The organism is Allomesorhizobium aridi, assembly GCF_043769475.1.
GTDB lineage: Bacteria > Pseudomonadota > Alphaproteobacteria > Rhizobiales > Rhizobiaceae > Allomesorhizobium.
In genome coordinates this window covers 4,155,677-4,176,770 of record NZ_CP171729.1, presented here as the reverse complement: position 1 = coordinate 4,176,770, position 21,094 = coordinate 4,155,677, and the positions used below count along the sequence as shown (strand labels likewise).

At 63.9% G+C, this 21,094-nt stretch carries 14 protein-coding genes and 1 pseudogene; 8 read left to right on the top strand and 7 right to left on the bottom strand.

All coding sequences use genetic code 11. The features are described from left to right. Position 1: 1 nt before the first annotated feature. From livM to ACG873_RS22635, 7 genes and pseudogenes are all read left to right on the top strand, one after another. Positions 2 to 1,570: a high-affinity branched-chain amino acid ABC transporter permease LivM gene (gene livM / locus ACG873_RS22665; protein ID WP_394887804.1), complete on the top strand. Its 1,569-nt coding sequence runs from the start codon at positions 2 to 4 to the stop codon at positions 1,568 to 1,570. Then, a pseudogene (locus ACG873_RS22660) lies at positions 1,570 to 2,995 on the top strand (ATP-binding cassette domain-containing protein). Before livM ends, ACG873_RS22660 begins: the two are co-directional and overlap by 1 nt. Then, entirely contained in the window at positions 2,995 to 3,723 is a 729-nt protein-coding gene (locus ACG873_RS22655) for an ABC transporter ATP-binding protein (protein WP_394887803.1), read from the top strand. Before ACG873_RS22660 ends, ACG873_RS22655 begins: the two are co-directional and overlap by 1 nt. An 86-nt stretch (positions 3,724 to 3,809) precedes the next feature. Beyond that, positions 3,810 to 4,157, top strand: a complete 348-nt coding sequence (locus ACG873_RS22650; RefSeq protein ID WP_394887802.1) for a DUF6867 family protein — start codon at positions 3,810 to 3,812, stop codon at positions 4,155 to 4,157. Between the two features lie 136 nt (positions 4,158 to 4,293). Then, complete coding sequence (locus ACG873_RS22645; RefSeq protein ID WP_394887800.1) at positions 4,294 to 5,412, top strand: branched-chain amino acid ABC transporter substrate-binding protein; 1,119 nt, start codon at positions 4,294 to 4,296, stop codon at positions 5,410 to 5,412. A gap of 146 nt (positions 5,413 to 5,558) precedes the next feature. Then, positions 5,559 to 9,017 carry a pyruvate carboxylase gene (pyc, locus tag ACG873_RS22640; protein WP_394887798.1) on the top strand — a complete coding sequence of 1,153 codons (3,459 nt, stop codon included), beginning with the start codon at positions 5,559 to 5,561 and terminating at the stop codon, positions 9,015 to 9,017. Positions 9,018 to 9,137: 120 nt separating this feature from the next. Then, complete coding sequence (locus ACG873_RS22635; RefSeq protein WP_394887796.1) at positions 9,138 to 10,316, top strand: MFS transporter; 1,179 nt, start codon at positions 9,138 to 9,140, stop codon at positions 10,314 to 10,316. A gap of 60 nt (positions 10,317 to 10,376) precedes the next feature. Here the strand turns inward: ACG873_RS22635 and ACG873_RS22630 are convergent, their stop codons facing one another. The 5 genes from ACG873_RS22630 to ACG873_RS22610 all read right to left on the bottom strand — a co-directional run bounded on the left by ACG873_RS22630 (position 10,377) and on the right by ACG873_RS22610 (position 18,141). Further along, on the bottom strand, positions 10,377 to 10,535 hold the full coding sequence (locus tag ACG873_RS22630; protein WP_394887794.1) for a DUF3309 family protein: 159 nt from the start codon (positions 10,533 to 10,535) through the stop codon (positions 10,377 to 10,379). A gap of 274 nt (positions 10,536 to 10,809) precedes the next feature. Next, complete coding sequence (locus tag ACG873_RS22625) at positions 10,810 to 13,980, bottom strand: efflux RND transporter permease subunit (protein WP_394887792.1); 3,171 nt, start codon at positions 13,978 to 13,980, stop codon at positions 10,810 to 10,812. A 4-nt stretch (positions 13,981 to 13,984) separates the two neighbouring features. Continuing rightward, positions 13,985 to 15,118 carry an efflux RND transporter periplasmic adaptor subunit gene (locus ACG873_RS22620; protein ID WP_394887790.1) on the bottom strand — a complete coding sequence of 378 codons (1,134 nt, stop codon included), beginning with the start codon at positions 15,116 to 15,118 and terminating at the stop codon, positions 13,985 to 13,987. A 285-nt stretch (positions 15,119 to 15,403) separates the two neighbouring features. After that, entirely contained in the window at positions 15,404 to 17,677 is a 2,274-nt protein-coding gene (locus ACG873_RS22615) for a xanthine dehydrogenase family protein molybdopterin-binding subunit (RefSeq protein ID WP_394887788.1), read from the bottom strand. Positions 17,678 to 17,679: 2 nt separating this feature from the next. After that, positions 17,680 to 18,141: a (2Fe-2S)-binding protein gene (locus ACG873_RS22610; RefSeq protein ID WP_394887786.1), complete on the bottom strand. Its 462-nt coding sequence runs from the start codon at positions 18,139 to 18,141 to the stop codon at positions 17,680 to 17,682. Positions 18,142 to 18,248: 107 nt separating this feature from the next. Here ACG873_RS22610 and ACG873_RS22605 point away from each other — a divergent pair, with 107 nt between their 5' ends. Further along, positions 18,249 to 18,842: a TetR/AcrR family transcriptional regulator gene (locus ACG873_RS22605; protein ID WP_394887785.1), complete on the top strand. Its 594-nt coding sequence runs from the start codon at positions 18,249 to 18,251 to the stop codon at positions 18,840 to 18,842. Between the two features lie 107 nt (positions 18,843 to 18,949). On the opposite strand, the gene ACG873_RS22600 is transcribed toward ACG873_RS22605, so the two are convergent. After that, positions 18,950 to 20,080, bottom strand: coding sequence for a patatin-like phospholipase family protein (locus ACG873_RS22600; RefSeq protein WP_394887783.1), 1,131 nt, complete (start codon positions 20,078 to 20,080; stop codon positions 18,950 to 18,952). A 90-nt stretch (positions 20,081 to 20,170) separates the two neighbouring features. Further along, entirely contained in the window at positions 20,171 to 20,953 is a 783-nt protein-coding gene (locus tag ACG873_RS22595) for a 3-hydroxybutyrate dehydrogenase (protein ID WP_394887781.1), read from the bottom strand. Between the last annotated feature and the right edge of the window lie 141 nt (positions 20,954 to 21,094).

Genomic DNA, 21,094 nt, shown 5'->3' with positions numbered 1-21,094 from the left:
CATGGTCCAAGCCGTTTCCGCCAATCGCGTCGAAACAGAGAACCTGTTTCCCCGCGCCATCCGCGAGGCGCTCTATGCCGGCGTCCTTGCTTTCGGGCTTTTCGTCCTGCTGGTCGGGCTGAAGACAGACCAGAATATCCGCAACGAACTGATCATCGTGCAGCGCTGGGGCCTCCTGGCCGTCGTCGTGGCGCTGGTCATGATCGGGCGCTTCGTCACCGTCGCCTATATCCGTCCTTTCATCGCCGGGCAGAAGATCGCCGACATCACGACCGGACTTTTGCCGGACACCGTGGCGGTCCGCTTCTTCCGCCTGCCGTATTTCATCGCGGCGCTCGTCGTGGCGGCTATCCTGCTCGCCTTCGGCGCCAGCCTCACAGCGGCGGTCGGCCCGCAAGTCGGGGCTTACCTCGGCATGGTTCGAGGCCTTGCGATCATCTATGCGCTGGCGTGGCTCCTGTACTATTTCCGCACCTTCATCCTGGCCAATTTTTCGGCGCTGGGTGTAACCCTTCTGGTGCTCTATCCCATCGTCATAGTTGCGGCCTTCGGCTTCCAGGGCTCGCTGAAATGGGTCGACAATTTCGGCATCCAGATCCTGATCTACGTCATGCTGGCCTGGGGGTTGAACATCGTCGTCGGCCTCGCGGGCCTGCTGGACCTCGGCTATGTCGCCTTCTATGCGGTCGGCGCCTATTGCTACGCCCTGCTCGGCACTGAGTTCGGCTGGTCGTTCTGGATCCTGCTACCGGCGGCCGGCGCCATGGCGGCTTTCTGGGGCGTCATACTCGGCTTCCCGGTGCTGCGCCTGCGCGGCGACTACCTGGCGATCGTCACGCTTGCCTTCGGCGAGATCATCCGCCTGGTGCTGATCAACTGGCGCGAGGTGACCAACGGCTCGGCCGGCATATCCGGCATCCCGAAGGTCACGTTCTTCGGCCTGTTCTCGTTCAACGTGACTGACGACAATTACATCTCGAAGGTGTTCGACATCGCCCAGTCCGGCGCCTACTACAAGATCTTCCTCTATTACCTGATCCTCGGCCTGGCGCTGCTCACCGCCTTCGTGACGCTCCGGCTGCGCAGCATGCCGGTCGGCCGCGCCTGGGAGGCGTTGCGCGAAGACGAGATCGCCTGCCGCTCGCTCGGCATCAACACCACCACCACAAAACTCACCGCCTTTGCGACAGGCGCGATGTTCGGCGGCTTCGCCGGCTCGTTCTTCGCGGCGCGTCAGGGCTTCGTCAGCCCGGAATCCTTCGTCTTCCTCGAATCGGCGATCATCCTGGCCATTGTTGTCCTCGGCGGCATGGGTTCGCTCACCGGCATCGCCATTGCGGCGCTGGTGATGATCGGCGGCACGGAAATCCTGCGCGAACTGGATTTCCTCAAGGTGATCTTCGGTCCAAGCTTCACGCCGGAACTCTACCGCATGCTTCTGTTCGGCGCGGCTATGGTCATCGTCATGATATGGAAGCCGCGCGGCTTTGTCGGCAGCCGTGAGCCAACCGCCTTCCTGTTCAAGAAAAAATCGGTGTCGGGTTCCTTCACCAAGGAGGGACACGGTTGATGAACACCGCAACACCCTTGAGCAATCCGATCCTCACGGTCGAGCACCTGTCGATGAAGTTCGGCGGGCTGGTCGCCATCGGCGACCTGTCCTTCGAGGCGGCGCGCGGTCAGATCACCGCGCTGATCGGCCCCAACGGCGCGGGCAAGACCACCGTATTCAACTGCATCACCGGCTTCTACAAGCCGACCGAGGGCATGATCACGATGCGCGGCAGGGACGGCAAGGCGTTCCTCCTCGAGCGCATGCCCGACTTCCGCATCACCGCCCAGGCGAAAGTGGCCCGCACCTTCCAGAATATCCGCCTGTTCTCGGGCATGACGGTGCTCGAAAACCTGCTGGTGGCGCAGCACAACAAGCTGATGCTGGCGTCGGGCTACACGATCCTCGGCCTGCTCGGCATCGGCGGCTATCGCAAGGCCTCGGCCGAATCGGTCGAACTGGCACAGTTCTGGCTCGAAAAGGCCAATCTGACCGACCGCGCCGACGACCCGGCCGGCGACCTGCCCTACGGCGCGCAGCGGCGTTTGGAAATCGCCCGCGCGATGTGCACCGAGCCGGAACTGCTTTGCCTCGACGAGCCGGCGGCGGGCCTCAATCCTAAGGAATCGATGGCGCTCAACGCGCTGCTCAACGACATCAAGGACACCACAGGCACCTCGATCCTGCTGATCGAGCACGACATGTCGGTGGTGATGCAGATTTCCGACCACGTCGTCGTTCTCGAATACGGCCGCAAGATCTCCGACGGCGACCCGAACTCGGTAAAGAACGATCCGCGCGTCGTCGCCGCCTATCTCGGCGTTGAGGATGAGGAGGTCGAGGAGGTGCTGGTCGAAGTCGGCGACGAACAGGTCATCGAGCAGTTCGACGCCGAGCCGGACCGCAGCCACGGACCGGGATCGTCGTCTTCCATGATGGCCGGCTCGGTGTCCGACACGATCGGCCACAGCGACGACCACGGCGAACGCATCACCGTGTCGAGCCGCGCATCCAAAGCGCAGCAGGTGGATGACCGCGCGGCGCGCGCCAAGGCGAAGGCTGCCGCCGCGGCGGCCGAGCCTGTCGAGGAAAAGGCTGCGCCCGTGAAAGCCTCCGCTGCAAAGCCGGCCGCCGCCAAGGCGCCGAAGCCCGCGTCTCCCAAAACCAGAGCGGTTGCCAACGCGCTTGCCGCCCCACGCGGCGGCGTCGCCTGACAAGCTGGTGCTGATCAAGGGCATAGGTCCCGTGAACGAGAAGAAACTCAACGAGCACGGCATCTTCCATTTCGACCAGATCGCGGCGTGGAAGAAGGCCGACATAGAAGCTGTCGAAGCCTATCTGGCGTTTGACGGGCGCATCGCCCGCGAGGATTGGGTGGGCCAGGCCAAGGCGCTCGCCAAGGCCGCCAAACCTGCATCCGGAAAGCGCGGAGGAAGTCGCTGATGGCTACGAAAGCGCTGCTGCAGGTCGAAGGCGTCCAGGCCTATTACGGCAATATCCGGGCGCTCAACGGCGTTGACGTGGCGGTCCATGAGGGCGAGATCGTGGCGCTCATCGGGGCCAACGGCGCCGGCAAGTCGACGCTGATGATGACGATCTTCGGCAATCCGCGCGCGCGGGCCGGCAGGATCACCTTCGCCGGCGCCGACATCACCGAAATGCCGACACATGAGATCGCCCGCATGCGCATCGCGCAGTCGCCGGAAGGGCGGCGCATCTTCCCGCGCATGACCGTCATGGAAAACCTCCAGATGGGCGCGAGCCTGGACAACATGAAGCACTTCAACCAGGACGCCGAGAAGGTTTTCACGCTTTTTCCTCGCCTCAAGGAGCGCATCGGGCAGCGCGGCGGCACGCTTTCGGGCGGCGAGCAGCAGATGCTGTCGATCGCGCGCGCACTGATGGCCAGGCCGAAGCTCCTGCTGCTGGACGAACCGTCGCTCGGACTGGCGCCGCTGATCGTCAGGCAGATCTTCGACGCGATCCGGGAACTCAACAAGACCGAGGGGCTGACGGTGTTTCTGGTCGAGCAGAACGCGTTCGGCGCGCTGAAGCTCGCCAATCGCGGCTATGTTATGGTCAACGGCAATGTGACGCTCAGCGGGTCGGGCGCCGAGCTTCTCGCAAATCCGGAAGTCCGCGCCGCCTATCTCGAGGGTGGCAGGCACTAGGGACAACCGGGCGGTGCGGGCGCATCCGCATCGGGACTGAATTCGGAATAAAGGCGGCGCGGCAAAGCCCGCCTGGAGGTTGTGAAATGCAGGGAATTCTCCATGAGGAACCCTCGATCTGGCAGTTCTTTTTCGTCACCTGCGTGCTCGGCGGGTGGGCCGCCTGGATGACGGGCAAGGCCTGCGCCCAGACATGGCGGCCGATGTTCGCCGTCGTGATCTACCTTCTCCTGCTCGGCATCGCGGTGCGCTTCATTCACCACGCCCTGTTCGGAGGCACGATGTTTTCGGCGCAATATTACATCGTCGATACCATTGTGCTCACCATCATCGGCTTGGTCGGATACCAGTACACACGCACGAACCAGATGGTGACGCAGTATCACTGGCTCTATGAAAGGGCGTCGCTGTTGAGCTGGAAAGCCCGGAGTTGACGTTCACCATTCGCGCCGATTCAGCCATGAATCGGCGTGACAACTGCCGGAAAATCGGCAAAGTAGCCTTTCTGCGATATGGGTGGGCATCGCATGAAGGATTCATCCAGCCCGCTCAGTTAATGGGAGTCTTTCAATGAAAAAGTCACTTTTGTCCGCAGTTGCACTGACCGCGCTTGTAGCGTTCAGCGGCAGCGCATGGGCGGACATCATCATCGGCGTGGCTGGCCCGATCACCGGCCCTAACGCCGCTTTCGGCGCGCAGCTCCAGAAGGGCGCCGAACAGGCGGCCGCCGATCTCAATGCCGCGGGCGGCATCAACGGCGAGCAGATCAAGGTTGTCGTTGGCGACGACGTCTCCGATCCGAAGCAGGGCATCTCGGTTGCCAACAAGTTCGTCGCCGACGGCGTCAAATTCGTTGTCGGTCACTTCAACTCGGGCGTGTCTATCCCGGCGTCGGAAGTCTATGCCGAAAACGGCATCATGCAGATCACGCCTGCCTCGACCAATCCGCAATTCACCGAGCGCGGCTTGTGGAACACCTTCCGCACCTGCGGTCGCGACGATCAGCAGGGCAAAGTTGCCGGCGATTATCTCGCAGCCAATTTCAAGGATGCCAAGGTCGCCATCATCCACGACAAGACGCCTTACGGCCAGGGTCTCGCTGACGAGACCAAGAAGGCAGCCAACGCTGCGGGCGTCACCGAAGCCATGTATGAAGGCATCAATGTCGGCGACAAGGACTTCTCGGCGCTCATCGCCAAGATGAAGGACGCCGGCGTTTCGGTCGTCTATTACGGCGGCCTTCACACCGAGGCCGGCCTGATCATGCGCCAGCTCGCCGACCAGGGCCTGAAGGCGAGCTTCATGTCGGGCGACGGCATCGTCTCGAACGAACTCGCTTCGATCGCAGGCGACGCAGTTGACGGCACGCTGATGACGTTTGCTCCGGATCCGCGCAAGAACCCGAACGCCAAGGAACTCGTCGAAAAGTTCCGTGCCGCCGGTTTCGAGCCGGAAGCCTATACGCTCTACTCCTACGCTGCGGTTCAGATCATCGCCGATGCCGCCAAGGCAGCTGGCGAGAACGATCCGATGAAGGTTGCGGAAACCGCCAAGGCCAAGGGTCCGTTCACGACCGCCATCGGCGAGATCGGCTTTGACGAGAAGGGCGACATCACCCGCCCCGACTACGTGATGTACACGTGGAAGAAGGGCGACGACGGCAAGTACAGTTACTTCGAGAACGAATAAGCCGGCAAACGTCCGGTTTTGAAGGATGCCCGGCGCTTGCGCCGGGCATTTTTTGTTGCGCGGCGGCTGGTTAGCCGGAAACAAAAGTTTGCAGTGCAGCATTTTGGCGATAAGCAGGAAGGGTACCTTCCCTTCGGAGTGCGCCCGTGCCCATTGCCAAGATCCTCGTCGCCAACCGTTCCGAAATCGCCATCCGGGTTTTCCGCGCCGCCAACGAGCTCGGGCTGAAAACCGTGGCGATCTGGGCGGAAGAGGACAAATACTCGCTGCACCGGTTCAAGGCCGATGAATCCTACCAGGTCGGGCGCGGCCCGCATCTCGCCAAGGACATGGGGCCGATCGAGAGCTACCTGTCGATCGAGGAAGTAATCCGCGTCGCAAAACTCGCCGGCGCCGACGCGATCCATCCCGGCTACGGCCTCTTGTCGGAAAGCCCCGAATTCGCCGAGGCCTGCGCCGAAAATCGCATCACCTTCATCGGGCCGAAGCCCGAGACCATGCGGCGCCTTGGCAACAAGGTCGCGGCGCGTGACCTGGCGATCGAAGTCGGCGTTCCGGTCGTGCCGGCGACCGGACCGCTGCCCGACGACATCACCGAGGTGAAGAAGCTCGCCGCCGGGATCGGTTATCCGGTGATGCTGAAGGCCTCCTGGGGCGGTGGCGGGCGCGGCATGCGGGCGATCCGCTCGGAGGCCGATCTTGCCCGCGAGGTGACGGAAGGCAAGCGTGAGGCCAAGGCCGCCTTCGGCAAGGACGAGGTCTATCTCGAAAAGCTGATCGAGCGTGCCCGCCATGTCGAGGTCCAGGTGCTGGGCGACACCCACGGCAACGCCGTCCACCTCTATGAGCGAGACTGCTCGATCCAGCGCCGCAACCAGAAGGTCGTCGAGCGAGCACCGGCTCCGTATCTAGACGCCGGCCAGCGCAAGGAACTGTGCGACCATGCCCTGAAGATCGCGCGCGAAACCGCCTATATCGGCGCCGGCACGGTCGAGTTCCTGATGGATGCCGACACCGGGAAATTCTACTTCATCGAGGTCAATCCGCGCATCCAGGTCGAGCACACCGTCACCGAGCAGGTTACCGGCATCGACATCGTCAAGGCGCAGATCCACATCCTCGACGGCTTTGCCATCGGAACGCCGGAATCGGGCGTGCCGTCGCAGGACGAGATCAGGCTGAACGGCCATGCATTGCAGTGCCGCATCACCACCGAAGACCCCGAGCAGAACTTCATCCCCGATTACGGCCGCATCACCGCCTATCGCGGCGCGACCGGCTTCGGCATCCGCCTCGACGGCGGCACTGCCTATTCCGGCGCGGTCATCACGCGCTTCTACGATCCGCTGCTGGAAAAGATAACCGCCTGGGCCCCGTCGCCGCAGGAGGCGATTGCGCGCATGCACCGGGCGCTCCGGGAGTTCCGCATCCGCGGCGTGGCGACCAATCTCACCTTCCTCGAAGCGATCATCACTCACCCGAGCTTCCACGACAATTCCTACACGACCAGGTTCATCGACACGACGCCGGAACTGTTCGCGCAGGTGAAGCGGCAGGACCGCGCGACCAAGCTGCTCAACTACCTGGCCGACGTGACCGTCAACGGTCACCCCGAAACCCGCGGCCGTCCGATGCCGAAGGCGGATGCCGCCGCTCCAGTCGTACCCTATCTCAACGGCACGATCCCGGGCGGAACCAAGCAGCGCTTCGACACGCTCGGCCCGGAAAAATTCGCCGCCTGGATGCGCGAGCAGAAGCAGGTTCTGGTCACCGATACGACGATGCGCGACGGCCACCAGTCGCTGCTCGCCACCCGTATGCGCACGCACGACATCGCCCACATCGCCGGTACCTATGCGCGGGCTCTGCCGCAATTGCTGTCGCTTGAATGCTGGGGCGGCGCGACCTTCGACGTTTCCATGCGCTTTCTCACCGAGGATCCGTGGGAGCGGCTGTCGCTGGTGCGCGAGGCGGCGCCCAACCTCCTGCTGCAGATGCTGCTGCGCGGCGCCAACGGCGTCGGCTACACCAACTATCCCGACAATGTCGTCCAGCATTTCGTAAAGCAGGCGGCGGCCGGCGGCATCGACCTGTTCCGCGTGTTCGACTGCCTGAACTGGGTCGAGAACATGCGCGTCGCCATGGACGCGGTGCGCAGCGAAGGCGGCCTCTGCGAGGCGGCGATCTGCTATACCGGCGACATCCTCGATCCGGCCCGCGCAAAATACGATTTGAAATATTATGTCGGCCTGGCAAAGGAACTGGAAGCGGCCGGAGCCAACATCATAGCCGTCAAGGACATGGCGGGCCTCCTGAAGCCCGCCGCGGCCAAGGCGCTTTTCAAGGCGTTGCGCGAGGCGACCGGCCTGCCGCTGCATTTCCACACGCACGACACGTCCGGCCTCTCGGCGGCGACGGTGCTGGCCGCGGTCGAAGCCGGCGTCGACGCCATCGACGCGGCGATGGATGCGCTGTCGGGCAACACGTCGCAGCCCTGCCTTGGCTCGATTGTCGAGGCGCTGAAGGGCGACGAGCGCGATCCCGGGCTCGACCCGGAATGGATCCGCCGCATCTCCTTCTACTGGGAAGCGGTGCGCAACCAGTACGCGGCCTTCGAGAGCGATTTGAAGGGGCCGGCATCGGAAGTCTATCTGCACGAAATGCCGGGCGGCCAGTTCACCAATTTGAAGGAGCAGGCGCGCGCGCTAGGCCTCGAAACCCGCTGGCATGAGGTCGCGCAGGCCTATCACGACGTGAACCTGATGTTCGGCGACATTGTCAAGGTGACGCCCTCGTCAAAAGTCGTCGGCGACATGGCGCTAATGATGGTGAGCCAGGACCTGACTGTCGCCGATGTCGAGAACCCGGCCAGGGACATAGCCTTCCCGGATTCGGTCGTGTCGATGCTGCGCGGCGATCTCGGCCAGTCGCCGGGCGGCTGGCCGCAGAAGCTGCAGAAGAAGGTGCTGAAGGGCGAGAAGCCGATCACGGTCCGCCCCGGCTCGCTCTTGAAAGCTGCCGATCTGGAAGCCAGCCGCAAGGAGATCGAGGGCAAGCTCGAGCGCAAGCTTTCCGAGTTCGAGTTCGCCTCGTGGCTGATGTACCCGAAAGTGTTCTCCGATTTTTGCGGCGCACAAGAGACCTACGGTCCGGTAAGCGTGCTGCCGACGCCGGTCTACTTCTACGGCATGAAGCCGCAGGACGAGATCTTCGTCGACATTGAAAAGGGCAAGACGCTGGTCATCCGCTGCTTCGCCATCGGTGAGGTCGACGACAAGGGCATGGTGACGGTGTTCTTCGAGCTCAACGGCCAGCCGCGGCGCATAAAGGTGCCGGACCGCGCCCATGGCGCGTCGGCGTCGAAGGCGCGGCGCAAGGCCGAGCCGGGCAACGAAGCGCATGTCGGCGCGCCGATGCCCGGCGTGGTATCGTCGCTGGCGGTTGCCGCCGGACAGGCGGTGAAGGCGGGCGACGTGCTCTTGTCCATCGAAGCGATGAAGATGGAAACCGCGCTCCACGCCGAACGCGACGGCACGATCGCCGAAGTGCTGGTCAAATCCGGCGACCAGATCGACGCCAAGGATCTGCTGGTGGTGTTCGGATAGGGCGGTCCCTCCCCCTTGGGGGAAAGGCCGTGCTGGCCCAACATTTGACCGCACCTTCGGGTTGACTCAGCCCTGAACCGATTTAGGTTCCGCCGCGTTCTCCAACGCCCGGAATCCGCCATGGACGCCACCAATATCATTGCGACCGCAGTGCGCGCCCGCTGGGCGGTCGGCGCGGTGTTCTTCGTCAACGGCTTCCTGACCGGCAGCTGGGCGCCGCAGATCCCAGTTTTCCTGACGCGCCTCGGCATCAGCGAATTCACGCTCGGCCTGCTCATCCTCCTGTTCGGCGCGGGCGCAATCACGGCGATGACGTTGTGCGGCCACCTGATTTCACGTTATGGCTCGCGGCCGGTGGTGCGGTGGTTCGGCGCCATCGGCGCATTCGGCCTGCTGGTCGTCGCCGCCGCGCCCAATCTGCCGCTCGCCGCGCTGGCGATGTTCCTGTTCGGCGGCATGATCGGCGGCATGGATGTCGCCATGAACGCCAATGCGGTGGAGGTCGAGAAGCGGCTCGGCCGGGCCATCATGTCCTCGTCGCACGGCTTCTGGAGCCTCGGCGGCTTTGCCGGCGGCGGCCTTGGCGGCATCGCCATCCAGACCTACGGCCATCTCCCTCATGCCGCCGCGGTGACAGCCGTCGCGCTCGCCGTCATGGCATGGGCGCTTCCAAGACTCATCGCCGAGAAGAAGGCCCTGGCGCACGAGCATCACAAATTCTCGCTGCCGAAAAATCCGCTAATCTACCTGATCGGCATCGTGGCGCTGTTCTCGATGGTGCCGGAAGGCGCGGTGCTCGACTGGGCAGCGCTCTACCTGCAGCAGGAACTGGGCGCCGACCTCGCCACGGCGGGCTTCGCCTTCGCTTTCTTCGCCGGCACCATGGCCATCGTCCGCTTCCTCGGCGACGCCGTCAGGAACCGTTTCGGCGCGGTGACGACGCTGCGCGTATCCAGCCTGATCGCGGCGGCGGGCATGCTGGTGGCCGGCCTGTCGCCCTGGCCGTGGCTGGCCATCGCCGCCTTCGCCTTTTGCGGCCTCGGCGTCGCCAACATGGTGCCGATAGCGTTTTCGGCCGCTGGCAACCAGCCCGGCACATCTGCAGGCGCGGGCATGAGCGTGGTGACGACGATGGGCTATTCAGGTCTGCTCGTCGCGCCCTCCGCCATCGGCTTCGTCGGCGAGCGCACCGGCTTCGGCCCGGTGTTCATCGCTTTGTCGGCCCTGCTGATCGTGGTCTGCCTGATGGCGGGGCTGGCGCGCACCGCCGATTTCGCGCCGGCGCAACCGGCGGAATAGCTTCAGCGAGCGATCGAAGCGAAACAGGCGCCGCGAAGGCGCCTGTCTCGTAGGTTCGCGTCAAATTCTTCCCATCAGGAGCAGGATCAGGAGCACCACGAGAATAAGGCCGACTATGCCGGACGGCCCATAACCCCAGGCACGCGAATGCGGCCATGCCGGCACGGCGCCGATCAGGATAAGAATCAGGATGATGATCAAAATGGTGGTCAACGTCATGACGGGTCCCTCGAAAGCAGTGTTGCAATGAGACCACAATGCGCAATAAGCCCCGCCGGTTCCGAAGGGTTCAACAAACCTTTTGCGAGTGGATTATTACCAACGGCTCCAGGGAGTGGTCGCTTCCCCGGGCGAAGTCTGTTTACCAGTTTGAACGGACATCGAGTCGGTTCAAAAGAGCTACGAGAACTCGGAGCAGGAACCTGCTTGGCGGAAACGGACAACACGTTTCCCGCCAAGCATTATCGCCGCATTTCGTAACTCTGCCGGGCGTCTACTCCGCAGCCTTCGGGAAAGCGACATCGCCCGGAACGGCGACCGGCTCGACGGCCGCAGGCGCCGCCTCGGTCTTTCCGCCGCGGCGGAACAGCCGGGCGAACCAGTTGCGCCTGCCCTTCTCGTGGGTCTCGCGGGTGAAGACCATCAGCATCGACGGCGTGACGACCAGCGTCAGCAGCGTCGCGAAGGACAGGCCGAAGACGATCGCCGACGACAGCGCGATCCACCACTGGGTCGAGGGCGCGTTGATCGTCGTCTCGTGATGGAAAATCTCCAGCCCGAGGCCGAACGCGATGGGCAGCACGCCGAGAATGGCCGACAGCGCCGTCAGCACCACCGGACGGGCGCGTTCGCGGCAGGTCTGAAGCACGGCGTCGTACTTGCTCCACCCCTCCTCGCGGAGGCGGTCGTAGGTGTCGATCAGCACGATGTTGTTGTTGACGACTACGCCGGCCAGCGCGATGACGCCGATGCCCGACATCACGATCACGAAGGCCTGGCCGGTCAGCATCATGCCGAGCAGCGCGCCGATCGTCGCCATGACGACGCAGGAAAGCACGAGCAGAACGCTGGTGAACTTGTTGAACTGCGCCAGAAGCACGATGAAGATCAGGAAGATCGCCGCGCCGAAGGCGTTGCTCAGGAAGGCACTGGCCTCCTCGCTGTCTTCGTTCGAACCGGCCAGCTTCCAGTCGATGCCGGGCAAATCCATGCCGCCGACGACATTCGAGACCTCGGCCTGGACCGCCGCGACCTGAAGGCCGGATGCAACGTTGCCCTGAATGGTGATCGTTCGCTTGCCGTCGATGCGGTTCAGTATGCCCGTGGTTTTTTCCGCCTTGCGCGTGACGAAGTTCGAGATCGGCACGGAACCCTGGGCCGTCTCTATCCTGAGCTGGTCGAGCGTCGCCAGGGTGCGGCGGTCCTCGGGCAGGCGCAGGCGGATGTCCACCGCATCGTCAACGCCGGCCGGCCGATAGTCGGTCAGTTTAAGGCCTGTGGTGACCAGCTGCACGACGGTGCCGACCGATGTCGGGCTGATGCCGTATTGCGCCGCCTTCGAGCGGTCGACCTCCAGCGCCCAGTCGACGCCGGGCGGCGGCAGGCCGTCCGATACGTCGATGACGCCCGGAACCCGCTTGACCGCCTCCGCGACTTCGGCCGCCTTCTCGTTCAGGCCTTCGGGATCGACCGCGGAGAGCTGAACCTGGATTGGCTTGCCAGTCGGCGGGCCGGCATCCGGCACACGGACCTCGATATCGACGCCGGGAATGCCGGCCATGGCCACGCGCAATTCGTCCAGGATCTGATGCGCGGACTTGCGCTCGCGCCAGTCGACGAATTCGTACTGGATCACGCCGATCACGTCTTCAGGGATGTCGGCGCCGCCGCCTCGCGTCTTGCCGGCGCGGGTGTAGACCGATGTGATGCCCGGCCAGCCGAGGATGCGGCGTTCCGCCTCGCGCGTGGCGGTATCCATCTCGTCGAGAGACAGGTTGCCGCGGGCATGCACGTAAAGCAGGCCGTAATCGGGTTCGACGGTGGGGAAGAACTCGACGCCCGCACCGTATTTGGAATAGGCGACCGGCACCGCGACCAGCAGCGCAACCGTCAGCACCAGCACCGTCTTGGGGTAATGCACGGCACGCTTGACGACCGCCATGTAGTAGCCGTCGCGCAGTTCACCCTCTTCGTGCACCGGCGCCTTGGCGAACAAGGCGCCCAGCGTCGGCGCGAAGATCAGCGCATAGGCCATCGATGCGGCCAGCGTGACGATCAGTGTGATCGGCAGATATTTCATGAAATCGCCGATGATGCCCGGCCAGAACAGCAGCGGCGAGAACGCCGCGATACGGGTCATGGTCGCGGCGATAACCGGGCCAGCCATGCGCTTGGCGGCGAGTTCGAAGGCCTGCTCCTTCGGCATGCCCTCAGACATGCGGCGCTCGGCGAACTCCGTCACGATGATCGCGTCGTCCACCAGCATGCCGACCGCCAAGATCAGGCTGAACAGCACGATCATATTGATGGTGTAGCCCATCATCGCCAGCGCCAGTATGCCCATCAGGAACGAGGACGGGATGGCGAGGCCGATCAGCATAGAAGCCCGGCCCGACAGCGCGTAGAGGATGACGATGAAGACCAGGATCACCGCGATGATGACGTGGTTCTGCAGGTCGTTGAGAAGCTGGTTGACGAAGACGGACTTGTCTTGCGTGTAGGTGACTTCGGTGCCTTCCGGCATGCTCTTCACGAACTCGTCGGCGACCTTCTTGGCGCCTTCGATCGTTTCGACCACGTTGGCGCCGATGCGCTTCTTGACTTCGATGGCGATGGCAGGCTTGCCGTCGAGCCGCGTGATCGTTTCCGCGTCCTTGAAGGTGGAGCGGACCAGGGCGAGGTCCTTCACGCGCACCACGGCGTTCGGCCCGGCGACAACCGGCAGGTTGGCGACGTCCAGCGGCGTCTCGATCAGGGCCGGAATCTTGATGGCGTACTTGCCTTCGGAGCCTTCGATCGCGCCTGCGGCAACCAGGCTGTTGGACGCACCTATGCCCTGGATCAGCTGTTCGAGTTGAAGACCGTAGGACGACAGCTTGGCCGGATCGATGATCGCCTCGACAAGCTCTTCGCGAGATCCCTGGATGACGCCCTCGAGCACGCCCGGGACTTCCTCGATGCGGTCGCGCAGGGCCTTGGCGGCCGTCGTCAGCGCCCGCTCTGGCACATTGCCCGACAGGGTCACGACAAGGACGGGAAACTCCGAGATGTTGACCTCGTTGACGGTTGGCTCCTCGACGCCTTCGGGCAGGTCGGGCTTTGCGTCCTGCACCTTGTTACGGGTGTCGATGAGAGCATCGCCGAGATCGGTCGAAGGATCGAATTCAACCAGAACGTATCCACCGCCTTCATAGGCGGCGGACTTCATCTCTTTCAGCCCCTTGAGGTTCTTGAGCTGGGATTCAACCGGCCTGAGCAGCAGGCGTTCGGAATCCTCGGGCGAAATCCCCTGGTAGACGAGGCTCACATACATGATCGGAATGGCGACGTCGGGTTCGGCCTCCTTAGGCACCGACTGGTATGCAAGCGCTCCCGCGATCACCAGGAACAGCAGTACCGAAAGCGTCAGACGCGCATTGCGGATCGCAAGCTTGACAATATCCATAGGGCTACTGAGTCCCGCTGCCGGCTTCGCCGACGAGTTTGTTGATCGTCTCCTGATCGGCTTCCACGGCCTTTACCGTGTCGCCCTCGGTGACAAGGTCCTGTCCGGCGACAATGATGCGGGCATCGGCCGGGATCCCCCCGAGCACCAGTCCGTTCGGTGTATCGTCGACGAGATCGATCGGGAAGAACACGACCTTGTCGTCCTTGTCGACGGCGCGAATCCCCAGGTCGCCGTCGCCGCTCAGCGTCACGACCGAGCGCGGCAGCAAAACGGAGTCGGTAGACTCGGCGAGCAGTTTTATCTCCGCCGTCATGCCGGCCGGCAGCTCTTTGTTCTCGTTGGGTATTGCCACTTCGATACGGTACGTGCGTGTGGCGGACGAAGCGTCGCGGCTGATGTAACGCAGCGTGCCCTTCACGGTCGTGCCGTCAACCAGCTCGATATCCGCCGTGTCGCCGAGCTTCAGGTAGCGCAGATCGCGTTCGCTTACCTCACCGATGGCGAGCAACGGGTCGAGATTGATCAGCGTCGCCACCTCTGCGCCCGCCAGGATGGTGCTGCCGCGTTGGACGGGAACCCGGTCGACGACGCCGTTGTAGGGTGCATACATCTCGTATTGGGCAAGCTCGGCCTTGGCGCCCTCCAGTTCCGACTTGGCGGTAGCCAGCGCGGCGCGGGCCTGGTCGGCCTGGAGCTTTGGCGCGTTGCCGCCGCCCACCAGCCGTTCGGCGGCGTCAAACTCGGCCTGCCGCTGCGTGACCACGCTTTCGGCCATTTGGACCGCTGCTTCCTTGTCCCGGGCGTCTAGGCGCATCACCAGGTCGCCGCGCTCGACGCGCTGGCCCTGCTTCACCGGCAGGCTCTCTATGACGCCCATGACGCGGGTGGCGAGCGTGACGCGCTTCTCCGCATCGGTCCTGCCCGAAATGCGGATCGCGCGCGCATGCTGCACACGCGGCGGCGTCACCACTGCAACCGTGCGCAGCGGAGCAGCCGGCTGTTCGGCCGATTCCGTCTTCTTCTCGTCTTCATTGGCGGCGCTGCCGACAGAGGAAAATTCCCCCGTGCCCATCCAGGCCGCGAAGCCCGCGAGCACGACCAACGCGGCAAGCTTGTGGAACCTGTACTTCGCCATTATCGTTTTTTCCGTTGTCGGCCGGCCAGACCGCGTCCTGCAAGGGCGCCCCCGATATGGTATCGCGTCGGGCCGTGTTCAATCGCTCCGCGAAGCGACGCTCCGCGGGCGCGCGTTACCTACATCAAAGTCGCGCCGCAAAACAGTCAGAAAAATTCATGGCTCTATCACAGGTAGCATTTCCTGACATTTTTCAGGCGCGGCGCGCTGGCTTCCGACGCGCTGATGATGCCGAAGATTGCAACCTGCCCGATTGGCAGCAGGAGTCAGCATGATTCAATGAGTTCATGCAAAGGCGACCTCCTTCGACAGCGGAAGCGTGCGGATACGCTTGCCGGTAAGGGCGAAGACCGCATTGGCGAGCGCGGGCGCCGCCGGTGGCGTACCGATTTCGCCGACGCCGCCCATCCGTTCCGCATTCTCCAGTATGGCGATCTCGAACGCGGGGCATTGGGAGATCTGCATTGCGTCGAAATCATGGAAATTTGATTGCTCAACCATGCCGTCGGCGATGGTGATTTCCTGACCCATTGCTGCGGAGAGGCCGAAAACCGCGCCTGAAACCAGCTGAGCCTCGATAATGCCGGGATCGAGCGCCGTGCCGACATCGGCGGCGATCCAGACCTTCTCGATGCGAATGCCGGCCGGCGTATCGGCCACCTGCACGATCTCCGCGACCCAGCTGCCGAAACTCAACGTAAAGGCGAACCCCTTCGCTCGCCCCGCCGGAAGCGGCTCGCCCCATTTCGCCATCGCGGCGGCCTTGTCGACGACTTTGACCGCCGTCGGCCAGGACGCCATCAGCTTCCGGCGAAGCTCGACCGGGTCGGTTTTGCCGGCTGTGGCGATCTCGTCCATGAAGCATTCATGGAAGAAGCCGTTGTAGGAATTGCCGACCGATCGCCAGAAGCCGACCGGGATGCCGATGTCGGCCTTGTGCGCCGAAACGCGGTAATTCGGGATCGCGTAGGGCTGATCGTAGGACCCCTCAACGATCGTCTTGTCCGGTCCGACCGGCGACAGGGATGGGAAGAAGCGCCGCATCGCGCTCGCCATGACGGACGGTGAGGATATCTGCATGTCTACCGCGACTGGCATGCCGTCCTCGCCACAGTGCGCGCGGAAGCTGCCGAGCGCCGGCGGCCGGTAGGCGTCGTGCTGGGTATCTTCCGCGCGGGTCCAGGTTACCTTGACCGGCCGGCCTTCGACCGCCTTGGCGAGCAGGGCTGCAAAGACTGAAAAGTCCATCTCGACGCGGCGGCCGAAGCCGCCGCCCATGAAGGTGGTGTGCACCAAGGTCTTGTCGCGCTCGACGCCGGCCGCTTCGGCGCACATCAGCCGGGTCTGGGTCGGAAACTGGTTCGGCGACCAGATGTCGAGCACGCCGTCTTTCAGCCTTGCGGTGGCGTTCATAGGCTCCATGCAGGCATGCGCCAGGAACGGCACGGAATATTCCGCCGCGACGAGCTTCTCGCGCGGCGCGTCGGCGAAGGCCGTGTCTACGTCGCCGTCGTCGCGCAGGGCCGAGCCGTCGACGGCGAGCGCATCCTTGAGCGCTTGCGAGATCGCAGCGCTGTCGGCCGGATAGTCGGCCGCGCCCCATTCGACCTCGATGGCTTCCGCCGCCTGGAACGCCGCCCAGGTGTTCTCGGCGATGACGCCGAAGCCGTGGCCGTAGCTCGTCTCGATCGGCACGATCTTCACTACGCCCGGCATCTTCTCCGCTTTGGAGATGTCGGCCTTGACCGGCTTCGCCCAGAAGCGCGGGCTCATCTTCACGGTGCCGTAAAGCATATCCGGTAGCGTGACGTCGATGCCGAAGATCGGCGCGCCGGTCACCTTGGCGAGCATGTCCGTGCGCGGCTGCGGCTTGCCGAGCAGCTTCCACTCGGACTTGTCCTTCAACCTTATCCCGGACGGCACTTCCCGCTTCGCGGCATCGGCTGCCACCTCGCCATAGGTCAGCGACCTGCCGGATGTCTTGTGGGCGATCACGCCGCCGTCGGCGACCAACTCGCCGGCCTGCACCTTGAAACGCGCCGCGGCTGCGGACACCAGCATCTCGCGCGCCGTCGCACCGGCCTCGCGCATCTTGCCGAAACCGTCTCGCAACGACGACGAACCGCCGGTGCCCTGTAGCCCGAAGATTTTGCCCACACCGCCCATCAGCCCGCGCGCGGCCTCGGCGACGGCACCCTCGTTAAAGGAAGCAAAGGGGCCGCCTTCGGCAAATATCTCGGAATTGTAGTAAGCCCAGTCGGCCGGCCCGTGCTCGACCTTCACCTGGTCGAGCCTGACGTTCAACTCCTCCGCCACCAGAGCGGCAAGCGATGTCGCCACGCCTTGCCCCATCTCGGCGCGCGGCACGATCACGGTGATGGTGTTGTCGGGTGCGATCTTGACGTAGGGATTGAAGGTCGTCTCGCCCTCGGCGAGATCCTTGTCGAGTGGGTTTGGATAGGGCTTGCGGTAGGAGTAGTAGCCGACCGCGACGCCGCCGGCGACGGCGGCAGCGCCGATCAGGAATGTACGCCTGGCGATCTTTGCAACGCTGGCCATGGTCAGATCCCCGCCGTTTTGAGGGCGGCGGCCTTCTTGATCGCCGAGCGTATCCGCGGATAGGTGCCGCAGCGGCAGAGATTGCCGTTCATCGCCTCGTCTATGTCCCGGTCGGTCGGGTCGGGATTGGCTTCGAGCAGCGCCGCGGCGCTCATGATCTGGCCGGCCTGGCAGTAGCCGCATTGCGCCACCTGCTCGTCCAGCCACGCCTGCTGCACCGGATGCAGCTTGCCGTCGACCGCAAGCCCCTCGATCGTGGTGACCTCGCCCTCGACCTGGCCCACCGGCAGGCTGCAGGAGCGCACCGCCTCGCCGCCTACATGCACCGTGCAGGCGCCGCAGGCGGCGATGCCGCAGCCGAATTTCGGCCCGGTCTTGCAGGCCAGATCGCGCAGCGCCCACAATAGTGGCATTTCCGGATCGGCTTCGAACTCTATTGATTTTCCGTCTACGATGAGGCGCATGGGGATACCCTTGGTTTTCGTCCATTGCCGGAGGCGCCGAGACGCCGATCCCTGACAGCTTGACAAATTCTGTTATTTTGTCAATAGACAATAGCGAAGTGAGGAATATGACGACAGACGCCGAACCCACCGACCCCAAGCGAGCCCGCATCCTCGAGGCCGCGATGAGGCTCGTCCTCGCTTACGGCTTTTCACGCACGACGATGGGTGACATCGCCAGCGCCGCGGAAATGTCGCGGCCGGCGCTCTATCTCCTGTTCAAGAACAAGACAGAAATCTACCGGGCTATCGCCGAGCAGCTTCTGGACGGTTCGGTCGCGCAGGCAGGCGTCATACTGCGGCGCGAGGGGCCTTTCGCCGAGCGGATGATGACGATGATCGAGGAGTGCCTGATCGCGATGATGCGGCACATAGCGGGATCCCCGCACGGTGCCGAAATCCTCGACATGAAGAGCAGGCTCGCGGGCGATCTGCATGCCGCCTGGCGCAGCCGGCTCGGCGCTCTCGTGGAAGCCGCGGTCGCGGACGAGGCCCGGCGCAACGGCGTCGACCTCCAGGCGCGGGGCCTGTCGGCTCCGCTGCTCTCGGCGCTGCTGCTCGACGGGCTCGAAGGCATGAAGATGCGCATACCCGATCCCGATGAGCAGCGCGCCGCCGCCCGCGGGCTGGTCAGGGTCGTCGAGATCGCCGTCCAGGGCTAAGCATCTACGCTCGAGCATCGTGCCGAAAAGTGGATGCCGGTTTTCGGCAAAAACGATGCGAAAAAAAGCTAGAGCGAGATGCCGATTCCGAAATCGGGCGGCTTGCTCTAGGCCCTGCGCCGCACGGCGGGCGGCCTCTTGTGCGTCGCCATGTATTCCTGCACCCGTTTGCCGAGACCCTTGCTGCGCATCGGGCGGTACTCGTCGTCGAGGTCGCCGGAAAGGTCGAGCGTCGGCCGTTCGCCCACGGCGTCATAGTTTTCCTCGAGCCAGTCGCTGGCGGCGGTGCGGCCGAGATCGCGCAGATATTCCAGGAACGCCCATTCGGCGTTGACCTTGGACGAAGCAGACAGGTCCTTGAACGCCTCGTCGGCGTCGATCCGGTGCATGCGGATGTCGCGGAACTCGCCATGCGGCAGGCGCCCGGCGGCGATCAGGTCCTTGATGAAGGCGATGGCGCGGAATTCGCGCAGTAGCCCGGCATTGAAGGTGATCTCATCGATGCGGTTCTGTATCTCGTTGGCGGATTTCGGCGTGCCCTCGCGGATGACCGGATTGATCTGCACCAGAAGCACATCCTCGGTCTCGGTAGCCTTGAAGAACGGATAGATGGCCGGATTTCCGCCGTAGCCGCCGTCCCAATAGGGTTTTCCGTCGATTTCGACCGCCTGGAAAAGCTGCGGCAGGCAGGCCGACGCCATGATCACGTCGATGTCGATCTCGTCCGGGTTGAAGACGCGAAGCTGGCCGGTTTCGACATTCGTCGCCGAGATGAACAGCTTCATCGCCTTGCAGGCGCGGACATTGTCGAAGTCGATCTCGTCGCGCACCGCATCGCGCAGCGGGTTCAGGTTGAGCGGGTTGGCGACGTAGGGCGACAGCATGCGCGACACCGCGTCGTACCAGATGTAGCCCGGCGTGTTCTCCACCGACCAGTTGCCCCAGGCGACGTCCCAAGGCGTGCGTTGCACCGGGCTGAAGCGGCCCTTCTGCGCCACGGCGCGCCAGAAATCGTAAAGCTTCTGCCGCGCCCCGTCAGCGCCGCCGCGCACCCAGCCGTCGGCCAGCGCCACCGCGTTCATTGCGCCGGCGCTGGTGCCGGAGATGGCGGCGAATTCCAGCCGCCCGTCCTCTATCAGCCGGTCGAGCACGCCCCAGGAAAACGCCCCGTGCGAGCCGCCGCCCTGCAGCGCGACGTTGATCGGTTTTTTATCCGGGGCATGGCCGTTGGTGGTCATGGATGCATCCTTCTGCGTTGCGGAAGCGGTTGCAGCGGCGGCGGACAGCGCCCCTTCTCTCCGTTCACGGGGAGAACGCAATGCCGCATCTCACTCCGCCGTCCAACCGCCGTCGACCGAAATATGCGTGCCGTTGATCTGGGCCGCGGCCGGCGAGCACAGGAACGAGACCGCGGCCGCGATCTCCTCGACGGTCACGAATTCCTTGGTCGGCTGCCGGTCCAGCATGACCTCGCGGATCACCGTCTCGCGGTCCATGCCGTGCGCCTTCATCTGGTCCGGTATCTGCGCCTCGACCAGCGGCGTCAGCACGTAGCCAGGGCAGATCGCGTTGCAGGTTATTTTTTCGCGCGCCACCTCCAGGGCGACCGTCTTGGTCAGGCCCATAATGCCATGCTTGGCCGAGACATAGGCCGATTTGAACGGCGAGGCGATCAGCCCGTGCGCGGAGGCGATGTTGACGATGCGCCCGCCGCCGGCCTTTTTCATCAGGGGGATAGCGGCGGCGATGGTGTGGAAGGCCGAGGTGAGGTTGATCGCGATGATCGCGTCCCATTTCTCGACCGGGAATTCCTCCACCGGCGCGACATGCTGGATGCCGGCATTGTTGACGAGGATGTCGACCGAGCCGAACTTTTCCGCAGCCCGCTCCACCAGCGCCCGGCATTCGAAGGCATTCGACATGTCGGCCTTGATGTAGACGGCCTCACCCGGATGCTCCTTGGCGATCGTCTCGGCGATCGCGTAGTCCTGCGGCGTATCCGAAAAGGAGTTGACGACGACGCTGCAACCCTCGGCGGCGAGCGTGCGGGCAATCGCCAGCCCGATGCCCGAAGTCGATCCGGTGACGATGGCGGTCCTTCTGGCGGTCATGGTGCTTCCTCCGATGATGGTGCGACGCAATATACATATTGCATTGCAGCAGAATTGCGAAGCGGTGCTGCCTCCCCTCAAGGGGGAGTGGAATGCCGCGCCTACCACCTCATTTGCCTTCCGTTCCGACCAGCGACAAGA

Bases quoted from the DNA above. Each gene is read 5' to 3' on its own strand.
- livM (WP_394887804.1), top strand. From the start codon at position 2: ATGGTCCAAGCCGTTTCCGCCAATCGCGTCGAAACAGAGAACCTGTTT.
- ACG873_RS22655 (WP_394887803.1), top strand. From the start codon at position 2,995: ATGGCTACGAAAGCGCTGCTGCAGGTCGAAGGCGTCCAGGCCTATTAC.
- ACG873_RS22650 (WP_394887802.1), top strand. From the start codon at position 3,810: ATGCAGGGAATTCTCCATGAGGAACCCTCGATCTGGCAGTTCTTTTTC.
- ACG873_RS22645 (WP_394887800.1), top strand. From the start codon at position 4,294: ATGAAAAAGTCACTTTTGTCCGCAGTTGCACTGACCGCGCTTGTAGCG.
- ACG873_RS22635 (WP_394887796.1), top strand. From the start codon at position 9,138: ATGGACGCCACCAATATCATTGCGACCGCAGTGCGCGCCCGCTGGGCG.
- ACG873_RS22630 (WP_394887794.1), bottom strand. From the start codon at position 10,535: ATGACGTTGACCACCATTTTGATCATCATCCTGATTCTTATCCTGATC.
- ACG873_RS22625 (WP_394887792.1), bottom strand. From the start codon at position 13,980: ATGGATATTGTCAAGCTTGCGATCCGCAATGCGCGTCTGACGCTTTCG.
- ACG873_RS22620 (WP_394887790.1), bottom strand. From the start codon at position 15,118: ATGGCGAAGTACAGGTTCCACAAGCTTGCCGCGTTGGTCGTGCTCGCG.
- ACG873_RS22615 (WP_394887788.1), bottom strand. From the start codon at position 17,677: ATGGCCAGCGTTGCAAAGATCGCCAGGCGTACATTCCTGATCGGCGCT.
- ACG873_RS22610 (WP_394887786.1), bottom strand. From the start codon at position 18,141: ATGCGCCTCATCGTAGACGGAAAATCAATAGAGTTCGAAGCCGATCCG.
- ACG873_RS22605 (WP_394887785.1), top strand. From the start codon at position 18,249: ATGACGACAGACGCCGAACCCACCGACCCCAAGCGAGCCCGCATCCTC.
- ACG873_RS22600 (WP_394887783.1), bottom strand. From the start codon at position 20,080: ATGACCACCAACGGCCATGCCCCGGATAAAAAACCGATCAACGTCGCG.
- ACG873_RS22595 (WP_394887781.1), bottom strand. From the start codon at position 20,953: ATGACCGCCAGAAGGACCGCCATCGTCACCGGATCGACTTCGGGCATC.